We start from the raw sequence: 25,551 nt of genomic DNA, 5'->3' as shown, positions 1-25,551 counted from the left end.
CCCCGGACCTGAATGTCAATCGACGACGATGTAGCGCTTCTCGAGCGTGTCCCGACACTGCGCCTGTTGGGAGACACTTCGTTGCGCATGCTGGCGATCGGCTCCGAGCAGCGTGACTTCGTCCGCGGCGACGTCTTGTTCAATCTCGGCGACGATGCCGATGCCGGCTTCGTGGTCCAGCGCGGCGCCTTCCGGGTCGACGACGGCGCCGGCGCGGAGATGATCGCAAGTCCCGGTGCGCTGATCGGCGAGCTCGCGCTGATCGTGCCGATGAAGCGGCCGTCGAGCGCGATCGCGATCGAACACGCCTCCGTCATCCGCGTCGCGCGCAGCCTGTTTCAGCGCGTGCTCGAAAGCGACCCTGCCGCGGCCGTCCGCCTTCGCGACGAATTCGCGGTGCGCTCCAGCCAGATCGCCAGCGATATATTGATGGCCGGTGCGAAGTTGACGAGTTGAGTGCCGTAGCTTCGTAGCCCGGATGGAGCGAAGCGTAATCCGGGATTCGTGCCTCCGGAAAAACTGCCCCGGATTTCGCTGCGCTCCATCCGGGCTACAAGATCACACCTCCAGCGTCACCGTAACCGGCACATGGTCCGACGGGCGCTCCCAGCTCCGCGCATCGCGCAAAATCTTGAAATCACTGACCGCATCTTTCAGCGTGCGCGAGACCCAGATGTGGTCGAGCCTGCGGCCGCGGTCGCCGACGGTCCAATCGGCGGAGCGGTAGCTCCACCACGTGTAGACCTTTTCCGACATCGGAATGCGCTCGCGCGCGACGTCGACCCACTCGCCGGCGGCGAGCGCGGCCTGCAGCTTCTCGGTTTCGACGGGCGTGTGCGAGACCACTTTCAGAAGCTGCTTGTGCGACCAGACGTCGTTCTCATGCGGGGCGACGTTGAGATCGCCGACCAGAATGTGGCGATCCTCGCCGCGCGGATGCAACGGCTCGCACGCCTTCATCTCGTCGAGGAAGCGGAGCTTGTGATCGAATTTCTCGTTCAGCGCGGGATCGGGAATGTCGCCGCCGGCCGGCACGTAGAAATTATGCACCACCAGCGGTTTTGCGATCCCAGCCTTCTCACCGAACGATACCGAGATGTGGCGTGAATCCACCTTGTCGCAAAAGGTGCGGATGTCCTTTGACTCGAACGGTATCTTCGAGACGATGGCGACGCCGTGATAACCCTTCTGGCCGTTCAACGCGACATGCTCGTAGCCGAGCCGCTTGAAGCGCTTCAGCGGAAAGGCGTCGTCGATGCACTTGGTCTCCTGGAGACACAGCACGTCCGGCCGCGCGCTCTTGAGAAATTTTGCGACCAGATCGATGCGCAGCCGCACCGAATTGATGTTCCAGGTTGTCAGGGAAAAACGCATGAGGGATGCGTCTTAGCATGGATTGGCGTGGGGAAAATGCTTGTCCACAGGGGCGGAATCGTAGGGTGGGTTAGCGCAGCGTAACCCACCATGCTTCCACATTTGCGGACCGAGAGGGTGGGTTACGCCTTCGGCTAACCCACCCTACGCACCGTCAGCCCGGCGACGGGCCGTAATTGGTGAAGTCGATCTTGAACATGCCGGGATCGAGCTTCTTGCTCGTATCCAGATTATAGACCGCGATCGTGGTGTCGTAGCCTTGCGGGTCGGTGACGGTCCACTGCTTCAACTGGCCGTCCTTGGCGCCGAACATCAGCATCAGGCGGCTGGTGCCGACCAGCGCCTGCTTCTCCTCGATGGTGACGCTGACGAAGACGTCGTCGGCCGAGACGTTGACGACGTTGGTGTCCTTCATCAGGTCGATGCGGTCGGACAGCAGGAAGCGCAGCGGCGTCTGCGACAGCGGATAGACGTCTTGCGTCGCGAGCTTGCGGTCGCGCACCACCAGCGACGATCCGTCGGCGACAATGTCGATCGGGCTCGGCGCGTCATATTCGAAGCGCACCTTGCCCGGCTTCTGGATGTAGAAGTCGCCTTGCGTCTTGCTGCCGTCGGGGCCGACCTGGACGAAATTTCCGACCAGCGTCGACAATGACGACAAATAGGCGCTGACCTTGGCGGCCTGCGCCTTCTGGTTCGCATCGAAGGTCTGGAAGATGCTGCTCGGCACGTTGCGGCGCGGATCCGGGATCACCGGATTCGGCGGCGTCTGGGTCGCGCCGGTGACCGCGGGCCCTCCACCGGCCGGACCGCCATCGCGGCCCTTCGGTGCGGGCTTCGGCACGGGAACCGTCTGCGCGAATGACGCCGTGATCACCATCGCGGCGGTGACGAGAACCACGCCGGCCATGCGCGCGCTTCGCGCGGCGACGATGGCAACGAATCGAATGTTCGGATGTCTGATCAACGCGTCGTCCTGTGTGGCTGGGCGCCCTTTTAGCGTGATTTCGGCCAAAAGCAGATAACGTTTTTGCGTGAAATGGTGGTCTGAGTCGGCTCGCCTCACATATGGCTGTCTTCTTCCTCGACCAGGATCTCGCGCTTGCCGGCGTGGTTGGCGGGTCCGACGATCCCTTCGAGTTCCATGCGCTCCATCAAGGATGCGGCGCGGTTATAGCCGATCTGCAGGCGACGCTGGATGTAGCTGGTCGAGGCCTTGCGGTCGCGTTTGACGATCGCAACGGCCTGCGAGAACAAATCGCCGCCGCCATCCGCGCCCATGGCGGACGCGTCGAACACCGCGCCGTCCTCGTCCTCGCTGGGTTCTTCGGCTGTGACGGCTTCGAGATATTCCGGCTGTCCCTGTGTCTTGAGGTGGCGCACCACCTTCTCGACTTCCTCGTCCGACGCGAAAGGTCCGTGCACGCGGCTGATGCGACCGCCGCCGGCCATGTAGAGCATGTCGCCCTGGCCGAGCAGCTGCTCGGCGCCCATCTCGCCGAGAATCGTACGGCTGTCGATCTTGGACGTCACCTGGAAGGCGATGCGGGTCGGGAAGTTCGCCTTGATGGTGCCGGTGATGACGTCGACCGATGGACGCTGCGTCGCGAGGATCACGTGCAGGCCGGCGGCGCGCGCCATCTGCGCGAGGCGCTGCACCGCGCCTTCGATGTCCTTGCCGGCGACCATCATCAGGTCGGCCATTTCGTCGACGATGATGACGATGTAGGGCAGCGGGTCGAGCGAGAGCTTCTCTTCCTCGTAGATCGCCTTGCCGGTTTCCTTGTCGAAGCCGGTGTGCACTGTGCGCGTCGGCTCTTCGCCCTTGGCCTTCAATTCGAGCAAGCGCGTGTTGTAACCGTCGATGTTGCGCACACCGAGCTTGGCCATGTTCTTGTAGCGCTCTTCCATCTCGCGCACGGCCCATTTCAGCGCGACCACCGCCTTCTTCGGGTCGGTCACGACGGGCGTGAGCAGATGGGGAATGCCGTCATAGACGGAGAGCTCGAGCATCTTCGGATCGACCATGATCAGGCGGCACTGGTCCGGGCGCAGCCGGTAGACCAGGCTGAGGATCATGGTGTTGATGGCGACCGACTTGCCGGAGCCGGTGGTACCGGCGATCAGCATGTGCGGCGTGCGTGCGAGGTCGATGATGACGGGATCACCGCCGATGGTCTTGCCGAGGCAGAGCGGCAGTTTCGCAACCGAATCGACGGTCTCCTTGGCGACCAGCAGCTCGCGCAGATAAACCTTTTCGCGATGGGCGTTCGGCAGCTCGATGCCGATGGCGTTGCGTCCGGGCACGACGGCGACGCGCGCCGACAGCGCGCTCATCGAACGCGCGATGTCGTCGGACAATCCGATCACGCGCGACGATTTGATCCCCGGCGCCGGCTCCAGCTCGTACAGCGTGACCACGGGACCCGGATGGGCCTTCACGATCTCGCCGCGAACGCCGAAATCCTGCAGCACGCCTTCCAGCGCGCGCGAATTGGTTTCCAGCTCGGCCTTGCTGAGCGGCTGGCGATCGCCGGCCTTCGGCGCGGCCAGCACCGACACGGACGGAAGCTCGAACTTGTCGGAGGATTTCTTGGAAGCAGCCTTCGGAGCAGCCTTCTTGCGCGGGGTGCGGGCGGCCGGCTCTTCCTCCTCTTCCTCGTCTTCCTCGACCTCTTCGTGCTCGTCGTCGTAATCCTCGTCCTGGGCCTGCGGCGAGATCGGCGGCGCGGCGCGGCCGCCTCCGAGCTTCGGCTCCTGGCGGCTGAATGCAACGGCCTTGCTCTTCGGTCCGCTCGAGACCAGCGAACGGTAGGCAGCGCCAAGCAACCAGATCAGCCGTGCCTTCGTGCTCATCAAGGCGTGGAACAGCCAGCCCAGCGATACCGAACCGCGATCGTTGTCCTCGTCCTGGTCGAGCGGCTTGTCGTCGTCCTCGATCTCCGCGAGCTCGTCGTCATGCTCGCGTGCGCCAAGCCCGCAGGCGATCAGGAAGGTCGCCGCCATCGCGGCGAACAGGATCGTGCCGAGCACGATGCGATAGATCATGCCCGGCGGTCCGAAGATCACCGCGGGCGCGCGGACCAAGGCATCGCCGACCACGCCGCCGAGCCCGGTCGGCAGCGGCCAGGCGCCGCCATGCGGCCAGCAGCTGACGAAGCCCGCCGCGATCACCGTGCAGAGAATCCAGCAGCCGAGCCGCAGTGCCTCGCGGTCGAACGGGCGATGGGTCAGCATGCGCCAGCCCCAGACCGCGACCGTCAGGACCAGCATGATCGCGCCGAGCCCGAGGATCTGCATGGCAAGGTCGGCGCCGATCGCGCCGGCATAGCCGAGAATGTTGCGGATTGGCCGCGACGTTGCGTGGCTGAGGCTGGGATCCTGCACCGACCAGGTCATCAGCGCCGCCGAGGCGACGCCCGACAATGCGATCAGGCCGAGACCGCTGAGCTCGCGCATGCGCCGCGCCAGCCCCTCGCGGATCGAGGGCGGCAGATGGCCAACCAGGGGAATGACACGTTCGATTGTCGACATGCTCACGGGCCTCGCCTAACCCAGAGTCTCGACCAGGCGGTGCAGCGCCTGCGCCGTGGTCTCGCCATCCTGCACCAGCGCAAGGCGAATGTAGCCTGCGCCGGGATTGAAGCCGTCGGGCTGGAGCCGCGCCAGGTAGCTGCCGGGTACCACGCGCACGCCTGCTTCCGTGAAGAGCTTTAGGCACACAGACACGTCGTCGCCGATTTTCGAAGTGTTGAGCCAGACGCAAAAGCCGGCATCGGGCCGGCGATAGCCGTAACGATCGCCGATGATCTGGTCGGCAAGATCGAACTTGATGCGGTAGAGCCTGCGGTTCTCCTCGACATGCGCCTCGTCGCCGTAGGCTACGGTTGCGACATGCTGGAGCGGCACCGGCACCTGCGGCGCCGCGATGTTGCGCAGCTCGAGGAACATGCCGATGAGTTTTTTGTCGCCGGCGGCGAAGCCGACGCGCAGGCCCGGCAGGTTCGACCGCTTCGACAGCGACTGGAACGCGACCACGCGGTTGAAATCAGGGCCCGCGCATTCGAGCGCGCTGCCGGGCGCTTCGCGGGTGTAGATCTCCGAATAGCACTCGTCGCTGAGGATCACGAAGCCGTAGCGGTCGGCGAGCTGCTTCAGGCGCGTGAAATAATCGCGCGAGGCGACCGAGCCCTGCGGGTTGGCGGGCGAGGCCAGATAGAACGCCACCGTGCGCGCCAGCGTCGCCTCGTCGATGGCGTCGAGATCGGGCAGGAAGCCGTTCTCCGCCGTGGTCGGCAGGTAGACCGGCTCGCAAGCGGCAGCGCGGGCGCCGGCGCCATAGACCGGATAGAACGGGTTCGGCATCAGGATCGCGGGCTTGCCGGGACGCGGGCCGACGTAGCGCGCGGCCGCGATCGCGGCGAGGAACAGCCCCTCGCGGCTGCCATTGAGGACGAGAATCTCGCTCTCGGGATCGAGGGTGCGCGGAAGCTTGAAACGCGACGACAGCCAGGCGCCCGCGGCCTTGCGGAACGGGTCGGTGCCCTTGTTCGCGGGGTAACGGCCGAAATCGGCGATGTGTTTGGCCAGCACCGGGCCGACGAAGTCGGGCACGGGATGCTGCGGCTCGCCGACGGCAAGCGAAATCAAAGGCTTGCCGGGCTGATGCGGCGCCAGCAGCTCGTTGAGCCGGACGAAGGGAGAGCGTTCGCTACCGGAGCTTCCACTGTCCTGCGGCGCACGGGATGAAGCGGTCATAGCCATTCTGGACGCCAGCACTCTTGGAACAGCCGGTCGCTCTACCAAAAGCGCCAGCGGGAAGCGGTTCAGTTCACCATAGATAGGGCGAGGTTAAGACGCGATTAACCATCGGTCGCCGCCTCCGTCCAGAGCAGGAATAATGAGGCCGGATAACCGGGATGGCCGCGGCGGTTCTTACCTCTCCCGCTTGCGGGAGAGGTCGCGCCGGAGGCGCGGGTGAGGGCTCTCTCCACCCAGGGATTTTCCCGATGTTGAGACACACTCTCCCCAGCCTCCCCCGCGTGCGGGGGGAGGGAGCCCGCCGTCATCGCGGTTCTAGTGCCCCGGCAGCTTCTCGAATGTCGCCATGCCCGCGGGGATCGCGTGGAAGTCCTGCTTGTCGCAGGTGTAGATCGCCATCTGCGGATGGAACTGCGCAGGCTCGTCCAGCGTGCCGACCTTCAGGATCGCGGCCGGCAGTCCGGGAACCTTGGTCACCAGATGGGTGCCGCATTCGCCGCAGAACTCGCGCGTGACAGCGCGTTCGAGGTCCTTGCGCGTGAATTGCTTGGGCTGCCCGGTGATGTAGCTGAAGCCGGCCGCCGGCATCGCGATGAAGGTGTTGGGCGCGCCGCCCGAAATGTACTGGCACTCGCGGCAATGACACTGCGCCTGCATCATCGGGTCGCCCTCGGCGACATAGCGCACTTCGCCGCAATAGCATCCGCCTTCCAAACGCATGACGACCTCCCTTTTGTTGTTTGTTGTGGCCGATATTTCTGCGCAGGTTGTCCGGAATGGCAATCCTTTTCTCGCGTCTCTTTCCGCCCAGCCAATCAAAAAGAAAGGGGCTCCAACTTGCGCTGGAGCCCCTCAACGGTCGGGACATTGCCGGGTATGTGCCCCAAACCGTAGTTGTGAGCGCGACCTCCGAGGAGGTCGCGCCCGGGAGAAGACTTACATGTTGTAGGCGCGCTCGGTGTGCTCGGTGATATCGAGGCCTTCACGTTCGCTCTCGACATTGGCGCGGAGGCCAACGATCACATCGACGACCTTGTAGAGGATCGCCGAACCGATACCCGACCACACCAGCGTGGTGCCGACGCCCCAGACCTGGGAGATCATCTGCGCCGCAAAGTCGTAATCGGCAACCTTCGGCGGGATCGCGGTGTAGTCGATGATGCCCGCACCACCCAACGCCGGATTGACGAGGATGCCGGTGCCGAGGGCGCCGATGATGCCGCCGACGCAGTGCACGCCGAACACGTCGAGGGAGTCGTCGTAGCCGAGCGCGTTCTTCACGACGGTGCAGAAGAACAGGCAGACCACGCCGACCACGAGGCCGAGGACGATCGCACCCATCACGCCGGAGAAGCCGGCGGCAGGCGTGACGGCCACGAGGCCCGCGACAGCGCCGGAGATGACGCCGAGCACCGACGGGTGACCCTTGATGATCCACTCCGCGAACATCCACGACAGCGCGGCGGCTGCGGTGGCGACGAAGGAGTTGGTCATGGCCAGGGCCGCGCCGCCGTTGGCTTCGAGGTTGGAGCCGGCGTTGAAGCCGAACCAGCCAACCCAGAGCAGCGAGGCGCCGATCATCGACATGGTCAGCGAGTGCGGAGCCATCAGTTCCTTGCCGTAACCGACGCGCTTGCCGATCAGCAGAGCACCGACCAGGCCTGCGATGCCGGCGTTGATGTGCACCACGGTGCCGCCTGCGAAGTCGATCGCGCCCTTCTTGAAGATCCAGCCTGCGTCGGCGTTGATCTCGTCGAGCTTGGCCTGCGCCGCGGTCTTCGCCGCGCCATCAGCCGCAGCAGCCAGAGCCTTGGCTGCGTCCTGGATCATGTCCGGGCCGGGCCAGTACCAGACCATGTGCGCGATCGGGAAGTAGATCAGCGTGACCCAGAGCGGAACGAAGAGCGCGAGCGCCGCGAACTTCATGCGCTCGGCGAAGGCGCCGACGATGAGGGCGGGCGTGATCGCCGCGAAGGTCATCTGGAAGCACATATAGATGAGCTCCGAGATGTTGGCGTCGACCGAGAAGGTCGCGGCCTTCGAGTCGGTGGTGATGCCCATCATGAAGGCCTTGGAGAAGCCGCCGATGAAGTCGGAGCCGCCGGTGAAGGCGAGGCTGTAGCCGTACACGGCCCAGATCACGGTGACGACGCAGACGGTGTAGAACACCTGCATCAGGACCGAGAGCATGTTCTTGGAGCGGACGAGGCCGCCGTAGAAAAGCGCGAGGCCGGGGATCGTCATCAACAGCACGAGCACTGTCGATGTCAGCATCCAGGCGTTGTCTCCCTTGTTGACCGTTGGCTCGGCGTAGGCTGCGGTCGCAGCGAACAGGCCGACTGCGAGAGCCGCCAATCCCGCGCCATAGGGACGCTTAAACGTCATTTCATTTACTCCTGATTGAATTTTGATTGAGCGCGAAATCAAAGGGCCGCAGCATCGGCCTCGCCGGTGCGGATGCGAACCGCATGGTCGAGATTGATGACGAAGATCTTGCCGTCGCCGATCTGTCCGGTTTTCGCGGCGGTCGTGATGGCGTCGATGGTCTTGTCGACCTGGTCGGAGGCGACAGCGACCTCGATCTTGATCTTGGGCAGGAAGCTCACGGCATATTCGGCGCCGCGATAGATTTCCGTATGGCCCTTCTGGCGGCCATATCCCTTGACTTCCGTCACCGTGAGACCGTGAACGCCGATGGCGGTCAGGGCGTCACGGACTTCTTCCAGCTTGAATGGCTTAATAATCGCCATAACAATTTTCATGGGTCCTATCCCCGCTTGGGCCCGGTCCGGACGTGGCCGGGCGTTTCTCGACTGGTTCGCCACGAGGGAGAAAGTTCACTACGCGGGCACAGCCAGGACCCATAGAATCAAATGCCGTGCCAGATCGGGCGTGTTGCCTAACGGACTATGAAAACGGGTGTTTTCGCGTTTGACGCGTATTGCGGTGCAGTGCGCCATTACGCCGCGCTCAATACCTGACCATGCCTGATTAAAATAAAGGCACGTCAAGCTGCCGACACATTGGTGCTCACGCGTCGGGCAGTGGAAAGGTAATTTAGTAGGGCGAACGCCTGTTGCAGGGCCGTTCGTGCTGCGAAATATCGGGCCCCCCGTACTTCTGCTCACGGAATGCGCGCAACCGGCCAACCGGCTTGAGCAGGGGCGAGGCCTGCCGAGCGGTCGCCGGCAGAGACCGTCAGGCGGCGCTGCGTTCCGCGAACACCCGGTCGATCAGCCCCCAGTCGACCGCCTGCTGTGCGGTCATGAAGTGGTCGCGGTCCAGGGTCCGTTCCACGTCCTGCTCGGGGCGCCCGCAATGTTTTGCATAGAGCCGGATGAGGCGCCGCTTGGTTTCCTGCATTTCGGTGGCGTGGATCAGGATGTCGGACGCCTGGCCTTGAAAGCCGCCGAGCGGCTGATGCACGTGAAGGCTCGCATTGGGCAGGGCGGCGCGGTGACCGGGCTCGCCGGCCATCAGCAGGAACGAGCCCATCGAGCGCGCGGTGCCCATGCACAGCGTATGCACCGGCGCCTTGATGAATTGCATGGTGTCGTACATCGCGAGGCCGCTGGTGACCACGCCGCCATAGGAATTGATGTAGAGATTGATCGGCTTGTTCGGATTCTCCGCCTCCAGAAACAAGAGCTGCGCGCAGACCAGTCCGGACATCGCATCATTGACCTCGCCGTTGAGGAAGATGATGCGCTCGCGCAACAGGCGCGAATAGATGTCGAAGGATCGTTCGCCACGGGCGGATTGTTCGACGACCATAGGGACGAGCTGAAGCATGTCGCGCATCGGCGACCTCCATGTCTGCGGGTGATGAAGTGGTGTCGGTGTTAGGCGGCCGCGCGCATCAGGCAGCCATTGCTGTTGGCCGGCTGCGGCAGCTTCATGCCGATCTCGCAGGCCTGCTGGATGATGCGGAAGCGGGTGCCGCCGTCTTCGTTCGGCTCGATCCGGAAGATGACATGGCTTTCGCGAAACGGCGGTTCGGAATCGCGAAGCCGGTAGCGCACCTCCTGGCCCGGGATCGATGTCTCAGGCTCGGCGCCCGCAAGTTCGCAATCCGGCAGCCAGCGCTCGCGCAAAGCCGGAATGGTCACCGCGCGCCAGACCTTGGCCGGCGGCGCATCGAATTCATATTCGAGCACGAGAGCTGGGTCGGAGGGATCAGGCTTCACGGCGTCGGTCATTGATCCATCTCCTTCAAGAGATCGGCAAGGGCGTCCATGCGTTTCGGCCAATAGGCGCGATAGCGCGCAAGCCAGGTCCCGATGGCGGCGATTCCTTCGGGATCGACTTCGTAATTTACAAAGCGGCCCTGCCGCTGTTCGCGCACCAGGCCTGCCCCGCGCAGCACCGCGAGATGCTGCGACATCGCCGGTTGGCTGATCTCCAGTCCGTCGCGCAAGGCGCTGGCATTCAGGCTTCCGCCGGCAAGCTTCTCAAAGACCTTGCGGCGGGTCGGGTCGGCCAGCGCCTTGAAGATGTCGGCTTCGATCATAGCAACACATAAGCATGTGCTTATGTGTTGCGCAAGCCCAATTACTGCAACGCCTCGCCGTGCTGCGAGATATCCAGCCCTTCGAGCTCGTGCTCACGCGAGACGCGCAAGGGCACGAACAGGCCGACCAGCTTGAGCAGGACGAAGCTCACGCCTGCCGACCAGACGAAGGTGACGGCGACCCCGTAGAGCTGGATCAGAAGCTGCTGCGGATGGCCTTCGAGCAGGCCGGCGGTGCCGCCGATCGCGCTGGTTGCGAACACGCCGGCCAGCAGGGTGCCGGTCAGCCCACCGATGCCGTGGACGCCGAACACGTCGAGCGAATCGTCATAGTCGAAGCGGTGCTTCAGCCAGGTGCAGGCCCAGTAACAGACGAGGCCCGCGATCACGCCGATGACGATACCGTGCCAGGGCGCCACGAAGCCAGAGGCCGGCGTGATGGTGCCGAGGCCGGCGACCGCGCCGGAGATCATGCCGAGCACGGACGGCTTGCGCCGCGTCGACCATTCGATCGCGCCCCAGGTCAGCGCGCCGGAGCAGGCGGCGAGATGGGTCGCGATGATCGCCAGCACCGCGCGCGAATTGGCTGCGCCCGCCGAGCCGCCGTTGAAGCCGAACCAGCCGACCCACAACAGGCCGGTGCCCATCACCGCAAGCGACAGATCGAACGGCGAGAGATTTTCGGTGCCGTAGCCGTGACGGCGTCCCATCACCTTCGCCGCGACGAGGCCGGCGGTGCCGGCCGACAGATGCACCACGAGGCCGCCGGCGAAATCCAGCACGCCCATGCTGGCGAGGAAGCCGCCGCCCCAGACCCAATGCGCCAGCGGAATGTAGACGAAGATGAACCAGGCGACCGAGAAGAGGAGATAGGCCGAGAACCGCATCCGGTCGGCCACCGCGCCCGCGACCAGCGCCACCGTGATGATCGCAAACGTCATCTGGTACAGCATGAACAGCGCTTCCGGGATCGTCTTCGCCGCCGGGTTGACGCTGTCCATGGTCATGCCGGAGAGGAACCAGCGGTCGAGCGTGCCGATCCACGGGCCGTCGCCGACGAAGCACAGCGAATAGCCGAACGCGACCCAGAGAATGGAGATGATCGTCACCGCGGCCAGGCTCTGCGCCATGGTGGCGAGCACGTTCTTCTTGCGCACCATGCCGGAATAGAACAGCGCGAGCCCCGGGATCGTCATCATCAGCACGAGCGCGGTGGCGACGATCATCCAGGCGGTGTCGGCGGTGTTGATCTCGGAGCCCCCGGCACGCGCCGGCGAAGCCATGATCGAGACAAGCCCGATCGGCGCAGCCATAGCAGCCGCGCGGCGCAACAATCCCGCCATGTCGTTTCCCCCAGCTATTGATTGCGTCGCACGCTGTGGCGCCATTGCCCGGTGCGATTTAGATAAGAATTAGTCCGTGCCTCACCGCACTCCACCCTCAACCCGAGGAGCCCGCGACAAGCGGGCGTCTCGAGGATGGCCGCGGGCGAGAGCCGGGCCTCCATGGTTCGCCCGGCAATGCAAAGCATCGTCCGGAAACGCGTTCCGCGCTCCTCACCATGAGGGTCTTGAATTCAGAGCGCGTCGCTGTCGGTCTCGCCGGTGCGAATGCGGATGGCGTGATCGATCGGCGTGACGAAGATCTTTCCGTCGCCGATCTGGCCGGTGCGCGCGGTCGCGGTGATGACGGCGACGGCCTTCTCGGCGATATCGGAGGCAACCGCGATCTCGATCCGCAGCTTCGGCAGGAAATTCACGACATATTCGGCGCCGCGATAGATCTCGGTGTGGCCCTTTTGGCGGCCATAGCCCTTCACTTCGGTCACGGTCATGCCGTGGACGCCGATCGCCGTCAGCGCCTGGCGGACTTCATCGAGCTTGAAGGGTTTGATGATCGCGACGACGAGTTTCATGGTCAGGCCTATTCCCCGGGGATGCGCCGCGCCGTATGTCCCCGGCGCAGCGTCAATCTGGCATCTTTCCGGGCAAATGGCATAAAAATGTTGCAGATTGAAGCGGAAAATCGTTGCGCCATGTGAACGGCCGCCTCTGTACAGGGCAGCCGTTCATCCTCCACAATGCGTTTTTGGAATGGATGCGATGAACCCAAGCGTCGCGGCGGGTACAAAACTATGTTCGAGGGGGACGTTTCATGGCGAGTTGGTTCTACGCATCCGAGGGTAAGCAGCAGGGACCCTATCAGGAAGGACAATTCCGCGACCTCGTTGCCCAGGGAGTCGTGCGTCCGGATACGCTGGTGTGGTCGGAGGGCATGGCCGGCTGGCAGAAGGCCGCCGAAATCCCTGGGCTGATCGGCGGCGGCGGTGCGCCCCCGATGATGCCGGCTGGCGGCCCGCCGATGATGGGCTCCGGAGGCTATGGCGGCGGTGGCGCCGGAGGATCGTTGGCGGTCGATTTCGGCATCCTCGAGTTCACCTGGCGCAGCATCGTGATGCTGATCGGCATGTGCTTCATCATCCCGGTGCCGTGGGTGTTCGTCTGGTACACGAAATGGATCGTGTCCTGCGTCAAGGTCCCCGGGCGGCCCAATCTCAGCTTCACCGGCAATGCGATGGCGCTGGTGCCCTGGTATTTCGGCTTCATCGTTCTGGCGATCGTGATCGGCTACATCGGCGTCCCCTTGCTGAGCAATTTGCTGTTCATCGCCCAAATCGTTCTGTACTGGCTCCTGATCAAATGGATGGTCGCGAACCTCGCCTCCAACGGCCAGCCGCTCGGCCTGAGCTTCACCGGCACGGTCTGGGCCTATGTCGGCTGGAGCCTGCTGTTCGCGATTTCCATCATCACCATCATCGGCTGGGCCTGGGTCGCCGCAGCTCAGATGCGCTGGTTCTGCCGCAGCATCGAAGGCACGCGGCGCGAGATCGTCTTCAACGGCAGCGGTCTCGGCATTCTCTGGCGGGGCATCGTGGCCGCATTCCTTTGCGGCTTCATCATCCCGATCCCGTGGGTGTATCGCTGGATCATGAACTGGTTCGCGTCGGAGACCGTCCTGGCTCCGCGAGGATCGCTCCGGGCATGACCTCGAGAGGCATCAGCGCTATCGATCGTGCTTATGCCTCCTAGGCTCTCCGCTCGCGTACCGAGCCTTCTTGCGCGACGGAAGCCACCAGTGTGCCGTCAGGCTTGAAGATCGAGCCGCGGGTCAAGCCGCGGCCGCTTCGGGCGCTCGGCGAATCCTGTGCGTAGAGCAGCCATTCGTCGGCGCGGAACGGGCGGTGAAACCACATCGCGTGGTCGAGGCTCGCCGGCATCATGCGCTTGTCGAACAGGGTGCGGCCGTAGCGCGCCATGATCGCATCGAGCAGCGAGAAGTCCGACGCGTAGGCCAGCGCGCACATGTGCAGCGCCGGATCGTCCGGCAGCGTTGCCGCGGTCTTGATCCAGACATGGATGCGGCCGTCCTCGATCTTTTGGCCGAAATAGCGGCCGAGTTCGACCGGGCGCAGCTCGATCGGACGGTCGGATTCATAATAGCGGCGGATGAACTCCGGCATCTCCTTGAACATCGGCTGCTTCGCCACCTCCTCCGCCGTCAGCTTTTCCGGCGGCGGCACGTCGGGCATCTTGTCCTGGTGATCGAACGCGCTCTCCTCCTCGGCATGGAACGACACCATGATCGAGAAGATTGCGTTGCCATGCTGGATCGCGGTGACGCGTCGCGTCGAGTAGCTCTTGCCATCGCGCAGGCGCTCGACCTGATAGATGATCGGGATCTGCGGATCGCCGGGCAGGATGAAATAGCAATGCAGCGAATGCGGCAGCCGGCCCTCGACCGTGCGGCACGCTGCAACCATCGCCTGCCCGATCACCTGGCCGCCGAACACCCGTTGCCAGCTGGTCTTCGGACTGTTGCCGCGGAACAGATTCACCTCGAGCTGTTCGAGGTCGAGGATCGAGATGAGGTCGATCAGGCTCTTGGACATGGAATTCAGCTTTCGCCTTGCCGCTCCGGCTACGCTGCTCCGGAATGACACAATGGGGGCTTACCGCCCTTGTTTCACCGCACTGTTTCGCCCACCTCAAGTCTGCTAGCAAGGCCAGGATTTAGCCGGGAATTGGGTATGTCGGTACAGGGTAGCATTGTCATCGGTGGCGGCGCGTTTGCGGGCCTGGCGCTGGCCCTGGCGCTGCGCCAGGGGCTCGGCCCCGAGATCCCCGTCATCGTCGCCGACCCCGCGCTCTCCACACGTCCGAGCCGGGACCCGCGCGCCACCGCGATCGTGGCCGCCTGCCGCCGCCTGTTTGAGGCGATCGGCGCCTGGGATGACGTCAGGGGCGAGGCGCAGCCCATCCTCGACATGATCGTCACCGATTCCAAGCTGGAAGACGCCACCCGCCCGGCGTTCCTCAACTTTGCCGGCGATGTCGCGCCGGGCGAGCCCTTCGCGCATATGGTCGAGAACCGCCGCCTGATCGATGCGCTGGTGGTGCGCGCCGAGGCCGAGGGCATCGATCTCCGCGCGACCACCGTATCGTCTTACGACGCGCGGGCCGAAGGTATCGACGTGACGCTCGGTGACGGCAGTGTGATTGCAGCGAGCCTCCTGGTCGCGGCCGACGGCGCGAAGTCGAAACTGCGTGAGCGCGCCGGCATCGCCACCCATGGCTGGGAATATGATCAGTCCGGTATCGTCGTCACCGTCGGCCATGAGCGCGATCACGAGGGCCGCGCCGAAGAGCATTTTCTGCCGGCGGGTCCATTCGCGATCCTGCCGCTTTCGGGCAAGCGCTCCTCGCTGGTATGGACCGAGCGACGCAGCGAAGCCGCGCGTATCGTTGCGTTGAGCGATGAGGAATTTCACGGCGAGCTCGAGCAACGCTTCGGCCTGCATCTCGGCGAAGTGAAGGCGCTCGACAAGCCGCGCGCGTTTCCGCTGTCCTATTTCGTCGCGCGCTCCTTCATCGCCCAGCGCCTCGCGCTGGTCGGCGATTCCGCCCACGTCATCCACCCCATTGCGGGCCAGGGTCTCAACATGGGGCTGAAGGACGTCGCCGCACTGGCCGAGGTCGTGGTCGATGCGGCGCGGCTCGGCATGGATCTCGGCGCCGCCGACGTGCTCGAACGTTACCAGCGCTGGCGCCGCTTCGACACGATGGCCATGGGCGTTGCCACCAACTCGCTGAACTTCCTGTTCTCCAATCAATCGACCTTGCTGCGCACCGTACGCGACATCGGCCTCGGCCTCGTCGACCGCGCCCCGCCGCTGAAGAACCTGTTCATCCGCCAGGCCGCGGGTCTGACCGGTGAGATACCGCGGCTGCTGAAGGGCGAGGCGTTGTAGGATTTTCCTGTCGTCCCGGACAAGCGCGCCTCAGGCGCGCGCAGATCCGGGACCCATACGCCGCAGCATTAATTTTGCGATGATTCGGAGTTGCCGGCTTGCGCCACAACCACGTCCTGTGGTTATGGGTCCTGGCCTTCGCCAGGACGACAGCGAGAGTGTGGTGCGGCGATCGCGCCAAACCTCAATCGATCTTGCGGGCCTCTTCCGGCAGCATGATCGGGATGCCGTCGCGGATCGGATAAGCGAGCTTGGCGCTGCGCGAGATCAGCTCCTGCTTTGCAGAATCGAACTCCAGCGGACCCTTGGTCAGCGGGCAGACCAGAATCTCCAGCAATTTGGGATCGACGCTGGCTTCGGGGCGTTCGGTGGGCGCGTTCATGTGGATCTCCGGCGGTCGGTTGCCTCTAGCATGAAAAATCGCAGGAGCCCATCGCGTCGCCTCAAGCGGAAACCATCCGCAGGATCTCGTCGAGCAGGCCCTCGAGCCGCGCGGCGGGCGATGGAGGGCCCGACAGGGCGAAGCCGAGGAACGTCCAGTACAGGATTTGCGCGCGGGCTCGCGCCGTCGCCGCCTCGAACCCGCGCTTCCTCAGCAGCTCCTCGATATAGTCGAGCCTGCGCCGGTCGATGGCACGCACCGCCGTTTGTGCCGCTGCATCGAAGGCCGCCCAGTTCCGCACCGCGCGCTCGAGGTCGAGCCGCGCGCCAAAAGTCCTGCGCAGCAGCGCTTTCAGCGGATCGTCGCTGTCCGCCTCGACATCGGCGATGATCTGCTCGGCCGCGATCTCGCGCCAGCGCTTCAAGAGAGCGGCATGGAACGCGCCGAGATCGGCGAAATGCCAATAAAAGCTGCCGCGCGAGACCCCCGTGGCTTTCGCCAGCGGATCGGCCTTCAGCGCGGTGAAGCCGTCTCTCGCGAGCGCCTTCAGGCCCTGCTTGATCCAGTCGTCGGCGTTCAGCGTTTCGGCCATGTCGGGTTCCGGATTCGACCATACACTAGTGTATTGACAGCCGGCACGCCAGCGCCTATCTCACCATACAGGACTGTATGGAAAAATTTTCAGGAGTTTTGACGATGCGTGATCTCTTGCTCCAGTGTGCCGGGGGCGTGACCATTGTCGTGGCCCTCATCCGTGGCATTCTCGGCGAGACCAAGGTCTTTGCCCGCGCCCGCATCGAGCCGGAGCGGCTTCGCACCCTGATCCGCCTGGTCTGGCAGGCCTCGACCGTCGCCTGGTTCGGCGGGGGTGTGCTCCTGATCGCGGCACCCTGGCTGCAATCGGAGCCGGCACGGCACTGGATCGTCGTCACCATGGCCTGTGTGTTCGGCTTCGCCGCTCTCGCCAACGCATGGGCGACGCGCGGTCGGCACTTCGGCTGGATGGCGCTCAGTGCTGTCGTCGCGATGGCGGCTGCCGGCTACTAGGCGCGGCATATTGCAGTCATGCCTGTTGTGAGGCGTAAGGCCGCATCGACGCGCCAAATGTACGTTGCGCACGGAGGGCGCTGAGCTTTTTCGGATCGTTAGAATATCTCTAAAGGCTTCCGCCGTAGCTGCGGATTGACTTCATCATGTGCTTTGCTTCCTTCGGTCCCGCTTCGCCTTGGGGCGTAGCGCCCACGACAGAAGAGGAGACGTTCGTGAAGGTTATTCGTGTTGTTGCCGTTGCATTGACGATCGGGATTGGCATGGGATCGGCGGCCTTGGCCGATGGTTTCAAGGACTGCACCAAGCTCGACAAGGCGTCGTGGAAGCCGGCGAGCGAAGCCGAAGCCAAGGCCAAGGCGCTCGGCTACGAGGTGCGGCGCTCCAAGATCGAAGGCTCGTGCTACGAGGTCTACGGCGTCAAGGAAGGCAAGCTTTACGAGCTGTTCTACAGCCCCGAAGATCTCAGCCTGAAGCACACGATTGCAAAGTAGGCCGCGCGATGGTCTGCGCGCAAACGTCTGCGCAAAGTCATGCCTGAGGGTGGTCCTCGCTTGATCGAAGAAACGGTACCGCAGCCGCGCGGGGGGTCCAACCGGACCCCCGCGGATCGAACCGCTTCGCGGACGGTCGTGGTCTGGGACCTTCCGTTGCGGCTCTGGCACTGGGCGCTCGCGGTTTGCGTTCTGGCCGCGTGGTTCACGCCGACCGTCTATGACGGACTTCACCGCATCGTCGGTTATACAGTACTCGGACTTCTTGCGTTCCGTCTGGTCTGGGGTCTTTGGGGAAGCCGCTATTCGCGTTTCCGCATGGTCGGCGTCAGGCTTCGGGCCGCGCCGGGTTATCTGTGGAATCTGCGCCGCGGTATCACCGGCCGCTATATCGGTCTCAATCCCGCCGGCACGTTGATGCTGGTGGCGCTGCTGGTCTCGCTCGCGGTCTCGACAATATCAGGCGCGATGTCGGTGACCGTAACCTTTTTCGGCGTCTGGTGGGTCGAGGACACCCACCACTATTCGTCGGACGCGGTCATCGTCCTGGTCGTGCTGCACGTCCTGGGCGTGCTGATGATGGGACGTCTCCAGCGCGAGAACCTGATCAGCGCGATGATCACCGGCCGCAAGCGCATCCGGCATCACTCGTAGGATTGAGTCGGCACAATCTGGCCGCGGGCTCGGTCAACCTCGCCCGCTTGCGGGAGAGGTCGGCGCGAAGCGCCGGGTGAGGGTTTTCTCCTCTTCGGGGTTCTCGCTTGAGGCAGCACCCTCTCCCCGACCCTCTCCCGCAAGCGGGAGAGGGAGCGCACCGTGGAGGCGGAAGCTTAGTCGCCACTCACTGCAGCGGTGGATCGCCGCTGGTGCGCTTCTTGGCGAGATCCATCTCGGTCACCGCGACCAGGATTTCAGCGCGGGTCTTCAGGTCGGGCGCTTCCAGCATCGCTTGCTTCTCGGCCACGCCATAGGGCGACATCATCGCCAGAGCGTTGACGAGCGCTTCGTTGGGGGCGGTCTCGACGCCCTCCCAGTCGACCTTGAGGTTGTTGGCCTTCAAGAAATCCGCCAGCACCGTCAGCAGTGCCTCGCGATCGACCTCGTCCTCGCCCATGCGTGGCGTAAAGTCGTCGACGAAGGCGAAGAAATCCACCTTGCACTGGCGGTAGGCGGTGAGCACTTCGAGCTCCTCGAGCACCTTGAAGCGCGAGACGCCGGTGAGCTCGAGGATGTAGCGGCCGTCGCCGGATTCGGCGAGCTGAGTGATGCGGCCGACACAGCCGACACGGAACAGCGCCGGCTTGTCGGAATTCTTGGGCGAGTGCGCGATGTCGGGCTGGATCATGCCGATCAGGCGATGACCGTCGCGGAAGGCATCGTCGATCATCGCGAGGTAGCGCGGCTCGAAGATGTTGAGCGGCATCTGCCCGCGCGGCAGCAGCAGCGCGCCCGGCAACGGAAACACCGGAAGGATCTCCGGAAGGTCGGCGGGCCCGCGATATTCGATGTTGATCGGCATCTGGTCCCCATTGTCCGCATCAAGTCACGATGCCTAACGCTCCGCCGGCGGCGATGGATCAATCATCGTCAGGAAAACAGGATGATCGACAGGCGCTTGCGTCCCTCGACAGTTGCATCGTCCGTGCTGCCCCAGGCCTCGAAGAACTGCACCAGCTGCTTGCGGGCGCCGTCGTCATTCCATTTGCGGTCGCGCTTGATGATCGCGAGCAGCTGCTCGGTGGCCGCTGCCCGGTTGCCTTGCGCGTTGAGCGCGATCGCCAGATCGAATCGGGCCTGATGATCGAGCGGGTCTGCGGCGACTTTCTGTTCCAGCTCGGCGACGGGCCCGAGCTGCTCGGCCTGCTCGGCCAGATCGATCGCGGTCTGCACGGCTTTCACAGCGGGGTCGTTGCGCTTCGATTCCGGGACCATGGCGAGCGTCTGCTTGGCCTGCTCCATTGCGCCGGAGACGGCGTAGCATTTCGCGAGCCCGGCGAGGGCTGCGATGTTGGTCGATTCGAGCTGCAGCACTTCCGCGTAGATCTGGGCGGCCGCGGCGGCATCGCCCTCGCCGAGCACCGCCTCGGCTTCCTGGAGGATCTCTGCGACATTCGGCTCACCCGGCGCGGTCACGCCCTTGGTCAGCTTTTCGATGAAGGCGTTGAGCTGGCTCTCCGGGACCGCACCCATGAAGCCGTCGGCCGGCTGGCCGTTGACGAAGGCGATCACCGCCGGAATCGACTGGATGCCCATCTGGCCCGGGATCGCCGGGTGCTGGTCGATGTTCATCTTGACCAGCTTGACCTTGCCCTTGGCGGCCTTGACCGCCTTTTCCAGCAAGGGCGTGAGCTGCTTGCAGGGGCCGCACCATTCCGCCCAGAAGTCGATCAGCACCGGCTGGCGCTTCGATTCCTCGATGACGTCCTTCACGAAGGTCTGGGTGGTCGTGTCCTTGATCAGATCGGCGGCAGCCGGGCCCGCTGCTCCGTTACCCTGGTCGATGATCGTCACGGCATCCCCTCGTCTGATGTCTGGAATTGGCGGGTCTTTAGCACGTCGCCAATCCATATGCTTCGCTGTTGGCCCTAAATTGGGCCGGGACGGCCGAATTTCAATCCGTGCGGGCCGATTCGGCGGTTCCGGGGCCTTTTTGGGTCATTTGACCGCGTTCGGGTCGATATCCGGCCTCCGATTGCGAATCTATGCCGCCGGTAGCTGTTGCATTCCCCGCCCGCTTTTGGCATACGACAGCCGGTGCCGGCGCAGTCATGCGACCGACACAGGATGCGGGTGTAGCTCAGTGGTAGAGCACGACCTTGCCAAGGTCGGGGTCGAGGGTTCGAGCCCCTTCGCCCGCTCCAATTTTTCCCAAAGCATCCAGCCGGACCGGACGGGCACGTGGTTTCCACGCCGCTGGCGGCTGTATTGGGTCACGAATGACAATTCTGGTCACAGGTAGCGCGGGCCATCTCGGCGAGGCCGTTCTCCGCACGCTCCGCGGGCGCGGTTCGCCTGCGCGTGGCATCGACCTGAAGCCATCGCCCTTCACCGATGCCGTCGGCTCGATCGTCGATCCGGATTTCGTGCGGGGCCAGATGGACGGCGTCACCGCGGTGATCCACACCGCGACGCTGCACAAGCCGCATGTGGCGACCCACAGCAAGCGAGCCTTCATCGACACCAACGTCACCGGCACGCTCAATCTGCTCGAAGCGGCCGTGGCCGCTGGCGTGCGTAGTTTTGTCTTCACGAGCACCACCAGCGCGTTCGGCTCGCAGCTCCGCTCCGAGGTGGGACAGGCCGCAGTGTGGGTGACCGAGGATCTGCCGCCGATCCCGAAGAACATCTACGGCACGACCAAGCTGATGACCGAAACTCTCTGCGAGCTGTTCTGTCGCGAGCGCGGCCTGCCCGTCGTGGTCTTGAGGACCTCGCGCTTCTTCCCGGAAGACGATGACGATCCGGCGATGCGGTCGGCTTACGCGCCGGAGAATGCGCGGGCCAACGAGCTGCTCTATCGCCGGCTGGATATCGCGGACGCAGTGAGCGCCCATCTGCTCGCCGCCGAGCGCGCGCCGAACATCGGGTTTGCCCGCTATATCATTTCGGCGACGAGTCCGTTCGAGCAGCGCCACCGGACTGCGCTGGCGCGCGACGCGGCCGCTGTGGTGCGCGAGCTCTATCCGGATTGTGCGGAGCTCTACGCGGCGCGCGGCTGGCGGCTGTTTCCCGCGATCGACCGCGTCTATGTCAACGAGCGCGCGCGGCGCGAGCTGGGCTGGCGGCCCGAATTCGACTTCGCGCATGTCCTGAAGTGTCTTCGCGACGGCCGCGATTTTCGCAGCACGCTGGCGCGCGATGTCGGGTCGAAAGGCTATCATGAGACGATTTTCGACGACGGTCCCTACCCGGTCGCCCCGTAGCCGCCATTTTTGCTAATTCGCTCGACGCCTCAGATGTCTACCCGGAGTCACCGGCAGCAAGACGGCCAGAGCATTTCTACTGTGCATGGGGTTGTTTTCGCGTTTTTTTGTTCCGGGCCTCCTGCTGCCTGCAAATTAGCCGCGCGCGATCTTGATTCCGCGCTGCAGCGACGACGTTGTCGTCGCGGCATTCGCCATCGTTGACTTTCCGTCTCAATTTTTACCGAGCGCTATCGCAGCGCACGCGGCGCGCTTCTCACCGCTCGCAGATGTGCTAACCTTCTGCGTCTGTCCTCTCGACAGAGTCCGAACTTCGCCTCTCGATAGCAAAATAAAATAAATGTGCAGCCCTGATGGCTGCCTTAGGGGAGTGACGCGATGAAATTCCATCGATCCGTCTTTCAATCCATCCTGGCGCTTGCAGCAATTGCCCTTCTCGCGGGGACAAGCGCAGGTCACGCGCAGCAGCAGGACAAGAACAAGCCGCTGAAGAAATACGAATCCGGCACCAAGGAGTTCTGGACCCATCCGCCGGACGACTGGTTCCTCGGCGACGAGACCGAGGCGCAGAAGGGACTGGCGCCGCCGTCGGGTCCGCCGACCGGCGCGTCCGATTCCGAGCTCGCCAACATCGTCAAGAAGGTCAAGCTGCCAGCGGGCTTCAAGATGGAGGTCTACGCCTCCGGCGTGCTGGCCGCGCGGCAGATGGCCTGGGGTGACAAGGGCACGCTGTTCGTCGGCTCGTTCGGCCTCGGCAACGTCTATGCCATCAAGGACAACAACGGAAAGAAAGAGGTCAAGACCATCCTCAAGGGGCTGAACATGCCCACCGGTCTGGCCGTCAAGGACGGTGCGCTCTACGTCATCGCCGTCGACAAGCTGATCCGCTACGACGACATCGAAAACAAGCTCGACAGTCCCGGCGAGGGCAAGGTCGTATATGACGACATGCCGTCCTACGCCGCGCATGGCTGGAAATACATCGCGGTCGACAAGGAAGGCTGGTTCTACATTCCGTTCGGACCGCCCTTCAACATCGGCGTTCCCCCGACCAGCGTGTCGCAGATCCGCCGCGTCGATCCCAAGACCGGCAATGCGGAGATCTACGCGCTCGGCGTTCGCAACTCGGTCGGCGGCGACGTCGATCCGCGCACCGGCAAGTTCTGGTTCACCGAGAACGCCCGCGACTGGATCAGCGACGATCTGCCCTCGGACAAGCTGAACATGATCAGCAAGATCGGCGAGCACTTCGGCTATCCCTACTGCCACCAGGGTGACCTGCCGGATACCAAGTTCGCGATGGGCCACAAGTGCTCCGAGTTCACGCCGCCCGTGCTGAACCTCGGCGCTCACGTCGCTCCGCTCGGCATGAAGTTCTATACCGGCGACCAATTTCCGGCCGAGTACAAGAACAACATCCTGATCGCCGAGCACGGCTCCTGGAATCGTCACAAGTACCAGGGCGGCCGCATCATGCGCGTGATCGTCGGTCCAGACGGCAAGAACGCCAAGCAGGAGGTGTTTGCCTCCGGCTGGATCGAGGGCGACCAGGGCTATCTCGGCCGTCCCGACGACATCATCCTCGCCAAGGACGGCTCGATCCTCGTCGCCGACGATTGGGCCGGCGCGATCTACCGCATCAGCTACAGCAAGAAGTAGTGTAAGACGACGCGAGGCTGCGGTGCCGAGGGGCACCGCAGCCTTTTCATTTCAATTTCGCACGCTGTCGTTCCTGATCGCGCGCCGCCTGCGCGCAAGTCCGGAACCCTTGGCCACGAACGCGGGTTATGAATCTCCGGGCTCGCGCCGCCGCGTGTCGGGAATGACGCGTTCGATAGATCGGAATTCCAATCATGCGCCGGCAGTTCATCTCACACGCAATCAGCGCGGTTGCGCTTCTCGCGCTCGGGTCTCTCCCGACAAGCGCTGCCGACAATGCCGCGGTCAAGGAGAAGGCCGCCGTCTGCGCCGGCTGTCATGGCGAGAACGGCATCTCGCAGACCGAGAACATTCCTTCGCTGGCCGGCCAGCCCGATCAATTCCTGCAATGGCAGCTCGTGTTTTTCCGCGCCGGCTCGCGCAAGAACGACCAGATGCAGCCGATCGCCGAGGAAATCACCAACGAGGACGTCCGCAATCTCGGCGCCTATTTCGCCGCGCTGACGCCGCCGACAGCGGCGGAGGACAAGGATCCGGACCTGTCGAAAAAGGGCGCGCAAGTGGCCGCCGGCCGCCGCTGTGCCTCATGCCATACGGATAGCTTTGCCGGCACCAAGGCTGTGGCGCGGCTCGCGGGCCAGCGCGAGGAATATCTCGTCAAGGCGCTGCACGACTACAAGAGCAGCCAGCGCGTCGGCGGCGGTGGCGCCGCAATGGCCGATGTCGCCTATCACATGAGCGACGAGGAAATCACCGCCGTCTCGCACTATCTCGCGTATTTCAAATAGCGCGCGATGTAGCTGCAATCTCCGCTGTCGTCCCGGACAAGCGAAGCGTAGATCCGGGACCCATAGCCACAGGGCGTGGTTTGGCGAAGATTCGTCGTGATCAGCTCGGTTCATAACCACGCCCTGTGGTTATGGATCCCGGGCTCGCGCTATGTGCGCCCCGGGATGACGATCTAGCGAGCGGCTTACCCCGCCCGCTGCTTCTCATATGCCTTCAAATGGGTGTACGCGATGCGTAGCTTCGGCACCGGCACCTTGGCGGCATCGGCACGCGCGATGAGGTCGCCGATGACGTGATCGGCCTCGACCGGCAGTCCCGCCTTGACGTCGCGGAACATCGAGGCCGTCATCGGTGAACCCTCGGTGGTGAGGTTGCCCTTCACGCGCTCGAAGAACGGCCCGCCCGGCGTGTAGCCCGACGCGGCGGCGATCGCGCTGGTCTCGTCCAGCATGCCGAGCAGGAAGTCCCTGCCGCCGGGAGCGGCAAGAATATTACCGACAGAGGTGCGCATCAGGCTGGTGGACGCCGCCAGCGAGGACAGGAATACCCACTTCTCCCACATGTCCTGCATGATGTTCTGGCTGGCCGTGGCACCATTGATGCCGCTCTTGAAGGCCTCGTCGATCGCCTTGACCCGATCCGACAGCGTGCCGTCGCGCTCGCCGTAATTGATCGACTGCATCGGCTGGAGCTGCACCACCTCGCGCTTCTCGTTGAGCGTCGCGGCGATGGCGCAGAGGCCACCTAGCACGCGCTCCTGGCCGAACTTGTCGTCGAGGATGTCGAGATGCTTCATGCCGTTGAGCATCGGGATGATCGCGGTATTCGGCCCGACTGCTGCCGCGAACGAGTTGATGGCGTCCTCGAGATCGAAGGCCTTGCAGCTGAGCAGCACGACATCGAACTTGTCCTTGAGCGCGTCGGCCTGAACGGTCGGCGGATTTTTCAAGGTCACGTCGCCGTTCGGGCTCTTGATGACGAGGCCGGCGCTGGCGAGCTCGCTGGCGCGCCGCGGCCGGACCAGGAAGGTGACGTCGCGGCCCGCCTGCAACAGCCTGCCACCAAAATAGCCGCCGATGGCGCCAGCGCCGACCACGAGGATACGCATGGGATCGTCCTTGTTGTTTCTTGTCGTCGTCCTGGCGAAAGCCAGGACCCATTACCCCGACTGCCTGTTGTCGGACAAGTCGGAGGTCTAGCTCGTTACAGCCATAGCCTTCGGTGGTTATGGGTCCTGGCTTTCGCCAGGACGACATCGGAGATGATGGCTCGATCTGTCCATCATACGAAAATCACTTCCCCGA

27 protein-coding genes and 1 tRNA gene are annotated in these 25,551 nt (G+C 64.0%); 10 read left to right on the top strand and 18 right to left on the bottom strand.

The genetic code is table 11. The annotated features are described in order from the left end of the window. The first annotated feature begins 12 nt into the window (after nucleotides 1–12). Nucleotides 13–456 (top strand): cyclic nucleotide-binding domain-containing protein, encoded by a 444-nt coding sequence (locus AC0L2J_RS26435; protein ID WP_007604089.1) that lies wholly within the window; start codon nucleotides 13–15, stop codon nucleotides 454–456. A gap of 102 nt (nucleotides 457–558) precedes the next feature. Here AC0L2J_RS26435 and xth read toward each other — a convergent pair whose 3' ends face one another. From xth to AC0L2J_RS26375, 12 genes are all read right to left on the bottom strand, one after another. Beyond that, on the bottom strand, nucleotides 559–1,374 hold the full coding sequence (xth, locus tag AC0L2J_RS26430; protein WP_007604090.1) for an exodeoxyribonuclease III: 816 nt from the start codon (nucleotides 1,372–1,374) through the stop codon (nucleotides 559–561). Between the two features lie 154 nt (nucleotides 1,375–1,528). Further along, nucleotides 1,529–2,284: an outer membrane lipoprotein carrier protein LolA gene (locus tag AC0L2J_RS26425; RefSeq protein ID WP_035974572.1), complete on the bottom strand. Its 756-nt coding sequence runs from the start codon at nucleotides 2,282–2,284 to the stop codon at nucleotides 1,529–1,531. Between the two features lie 152 nt (nucleotides 2,285–2,436). Continuing rightward, nucleotides 2,437–4,914, bottom strand: a complete 2,478-nt coding sequence (locus tag AC0L2J_RS26420; protein ID WP_473394990.1) for a DNA translocase FtsK — start codon at nucleotides 4,912–4,914, stop codon at nucleotides 2,437–2,439. Between the two features lie 9 nt (nucleotides 4,915–4,923). Continuing rightward, nucleotides 4,924–6,138, bottom strand: a complete 1,215-nt coding sequence (locus AC0L2J_RS26415; protein ID WP_473394989.1) for an aminotransferase class I/II-fold pyridoxal phosphate-dependent enzyme — start codon at nucleotides 6,136–6,138, stop codon at nucleotides 4,924–4,926. A 312-nt stretch (nucleotides 6,139–6,450) separates the two neighbouring features. After that, nucleotides 6,451–6,855, bottom strand: coding sequence for a GFA family protein (locus AC0L2J_RS26410; protein ID WP_473394988.1), 405 nt, complete (start codon nucleotides 6,853–6,855; stop codon nucleotides 6,451–6,453). Nucleotides 6,856–7,071: 216 nt separating this feature from the next. Then, nucleotides 7,072–8,520: an ammonium transporter gene (locus tag AC0L2J_RS26405; RefSeq protein WP_007604096.1), complete on the bottom strand. Its 1,449-nt coding sequence runs from the start codon at nucleotides 8,518–8,520 to the stop codon at nucleotides 7,072–7,074. Nucleotides 8,521–8,558: 38 nt separating this feature from the next. Beyond that, the gene (locus AC0L2J_RS26400; protein ID WP_007598642.1) at nucleotides 8,559–8,897 is read right to left on the bottom strand and encodes a P-II family nitrogen regulator; all 339 of its coding nucleotides are present in this window, start codon (nucleotides 8,895–8,897) and stop codon (nucleotides 8,559–8,561) included. Nucleotides 8,898–9,333: 436 nt separating this feature from the next. Next, nucleotides 9,334–9,936 (bottom strand): ATP-dependent Clp protease proteolytic subunit, encoded by a 603-nt coding sequence (locus tag AC0L2J_RS26395; RefSeq protein WP_007604097.1) that lies wholly within the window; start codon nucleotides 9,934–9,936, stop codon nucleotides 9,334–9,336. A 41-nt stretch (nucleotides 9,937–9,977) separates the two neighbouring features. Then, a complete protein-coding gene (locus AC0L2J_RS26390) occupies nucleotides 9,978–10,334 on the bottom strand; it encodes an SRPBCC family protein (protein WP_007604098.1) in 357 nt (118 codons plus the stop codon). Further along, nucleotides 10,331–10,645 carry an ArsR/SmtB family transcription factor gene (locus AC0L2J_RS26385; RefSeq protein ID WP_007604100.1) on the bottom strand — a complete coding sequence of 105 codons (315 nt, stop codon included), beginning with the start codon at nucleotides 10,643–10,645 and terminating at the stop codon, nucleotides 10,331–10,333. The genes AC0L2J_RS26390 and AC0L2J_RS26385 overlap by 4 nt, the downstream gene beginning before the upstream one ends. A gap of 41 nt (nucleotides 10,646–10,686) precedes the next feature. Then, nucleotides 10,687–11,988, bottom strand: coding sequence for an ammonium transporter (locus tag AC0L2J_RS26380; protein ID WP_473394987.1), 1,302 nt, complete (start codon nucleotides 11,986–11,988; stop codon nucleotides 10,687–10,689). 233 nt (nucleotides 11,989–12,221) lie between these two features. Next, a complete protein-coding gene (locus tag AC0L2J_RS26375) occupies nucleotides 12,222–12,560 on the bottom strand; it encodes a P-II family nitrogen regulator (protein ID WP_007604102.1) in 339 nt (112 codons plus the stop codon). A gap of 239 nt (nucleotides 12,561–12,799) precedes the next feature. On the opposite strand from AC0L2J_RS26375, the gene AC0L2J_RS26370 reads away from it, so the two are divergent. Beyond that, entirely contained in the window at nucleotides 12,800–13,690 is an 891-nt protein-coding gene (locus AC0L2J_RS26370; RefSeq protein ID WP_473248849.1) for a DUF4339 domain-containing protein, read from the top strand. A 40-nt stretch (nucleotides 13,691–13,730) separates the two neighbouring features. Here the strand turns inward: AC0L2J_RS26370 and tesB are convergent, their stop codons facing one another. Beyond that, complete coding sequence (gene tesB, locus AC0L2J_RS26365; protein ID WP_007604104.1) at nucleotides 13,731–14,594, bottom strand: acyl-CoA thioesterase II; 864 nt, start codon at nucleotides 14,592–14,594, stop codon at nucleotides 13,731–13,733. A 138-nt stretch (nucleotides 14,595–14,732) separates the two neighbouring features. Here tesB and AC0L2J_RS26360 point away from each other — a divergent pair, with 138 nt between their 5' ends. After that, nucleotides 14,733–15,953, top strand: a complete 1,221-nt coding sequence (locus AC0L2J_RS26360) for a ubiquinone biosynthesis hydroxylase (RefSeq protein ID WP_007604105.1) — start codon at nucleotides 14,733–14,735, stop codon at nucleotides 15,951–15,953. Between the two features lie 184 nt (nucleotides 15,954–16,137). Here AC0L2J_RS26360 and AC0L2J_RS26355 read toward each other — a convergent pair whose 3' ends face one another. After that, nucleotides 16,138–16,335, bottom strand: a complete 198-nt coding sequence (locus tag AC0L2J_RS26355) for a Trm112 family protein (RefSeq protein ID WP_007598651.1) — start codon at nucleotides 16,333–16,335, stop codon at nucleotides 16,138–16,140. A 61-nt stretch (nucleotides 16,336–16,396) separates the two neighbouring features. After that, nucleotides 16,397–16,927 (bottom strand): TetR/AcrR family transcriptional regulator, encoded by a 531-nt coding sequence (locus AC0L2J_RS26350; RefSeq protein ID WP_473394986.1) that lies wholly within the window; start codon nucleotides 16,925–16,927, stop codon nucleotides 16,397–16,399. Between the two features lie 104 nt (nucleotides 16,928–17,031). Here AC0L2J_RS26350 and AC0L2J_RS26345 point away from each other — a divergent pair, with 104 nt between their 5' ends. The 3 genes from AC0L2J_RS26345 to AC0L2J_RS26335 all read left to right on the top strand — a co-directional run bounded on the left by AC0L2J_RS26345 (nucleotide 17,032) and on the right by AC0L2J_RS26335 (nucleotide 18,530). Next, nucleotides 17,032–17,382 carry a hypothetical protein gene (locus AC0L2J_RS26345; RefSeq protein ID WP_473394985.1) on the top strand — a complete coding sequence of 117 codons (351 nt, stop codon included), beginning with the start codon at nucleotides 17,032–17,034 and terminating at the stop codon, nucleotides 17,380–17,382. Nucleotides 17,383–17,597: 215 nt separating this feature from the next. Further along, entirely contained in the window at nucleotides 17,598–17,876 is a 279-nt protein-coding gene (locus AC0L2J_RS26340) for a PepSY domain-containing protein (protein ID WP_247357338.1), read from the top strand. 39 nt (nucleotides 17,877–17,915) lie between these two features. Further along, nucleotides 17,916–18,530: a cytochrome b/b6 domain-containing protein gene (locus AC0L2J_RS26335; RefSeq protein WP_473394984.1), complete on the top strand. Its 615-nt coding sequence runs from the start codon at nucleotides 17,916–17,918 to the stop codon at nucleotides 18,528–18,530. A gap of 187 nt (nucleotides 18,531–18,717) precedes the next feature. Here AC0L2J_RS26335 and AC0L2J_RS26330 read toward each other — a convergent pair whose 3' ends face one another. Then, nucleotides 18,718–19,395, bottom strand: a complete 678-nt coding sequence (locus tag AC0L2J_RS26330; RefSeq protein WP_063992264.1) for an LON peptidase substrate-binding domain-containing protein — start codon at nucleotides 19,393–19,395, stop codon at nucleotides 18,718–18,720. 68 nt (nucleotides 19,396–19,463) lie between these two features. Further along, nucleotides 19,464–20,387 (bottom strand): thioredoxin, encoded by a 924-nt coding sequence (gene trxA, locus AC0L2J_RS26325; RefSeq protein WP_473394983.1) that lies wholly within the window; start codon nucleotides 20,385–20,387, stop codon nucleotides 19,464–19,466. A 275-nt stretch (nucleotides 20,388–20,662) separates the two neighbouring features. Here trxA and AC0L2J_RS26320 point away from each other — a divergent pair. From AC0L2J_RS26320 to AC0L2J_RS26305, 4 genes are all read left to right on the top strand, one after another. Then, nucleotides 20,663–20,737, top strand: a tRNA-Gly gene (locus AC0L2J_RS26320). Between the two features lie 75 nt (nucleotides 20,738–20,812). Next, nucleotides 20,813–21,799, top strand: a complete 987-nt coding sequence (locus AC0L2J_RS26315) for an NAD-dependent epimerase/dehydratase family protein (RefSeq protein WP_473394982.1) — start codon at nucleotides 20,813–20,815, stop codon at nucleotides 21,797–21,799. 378 nt (nucleotides 21,800–22,177) lie between these two features. After that, entirely contained in the window at nucleotides 22,178–23,458 is a 1,281-nt protein-coding gene (locus AC0L2J_RS26310; RefSeq protein WP_473394981.1) for a PQQ-dependent sugar dehydrogenase, read from the top strand. Nucleotides 23,459–23,652: 194 nt separating this feature from the next. Next, a complete protein-coding gene (locus AC0L2J_RS26305; protein WP_473394980.1) occupies nucleotides 23,653–24,246 on the top strand; it encodes a c-type cytochrome in 594 nt (197 codons plus the stop codon). Nucleotides 24,247–24,431: 185 nt separating this feature from the next. On the opposite strand, the gene panE is transcribed toward AC0L2J_RS26305, so the two are convergent. Further along, nucleotides 24,432–25,355, bottom strand: coding sequence for a 2-dehydropantoate 2-reductase (gene panE / locus AC0L2J_RS26300; protein ID WP_473394979.1), 924 nt, complete (start codon nucleotides 25,353–25,355; stop codon nucleotides 24,432–24,434). Nucleotides 25,356–25,551 lie beyond the last annotated feature (196 nt).

The organism is Bradyrhizobium sp. MV1.5, from assembly GCF_055807615.1.
This window is presented reverse-complemented; position numbering and strand designations above follow the sequence as displayed.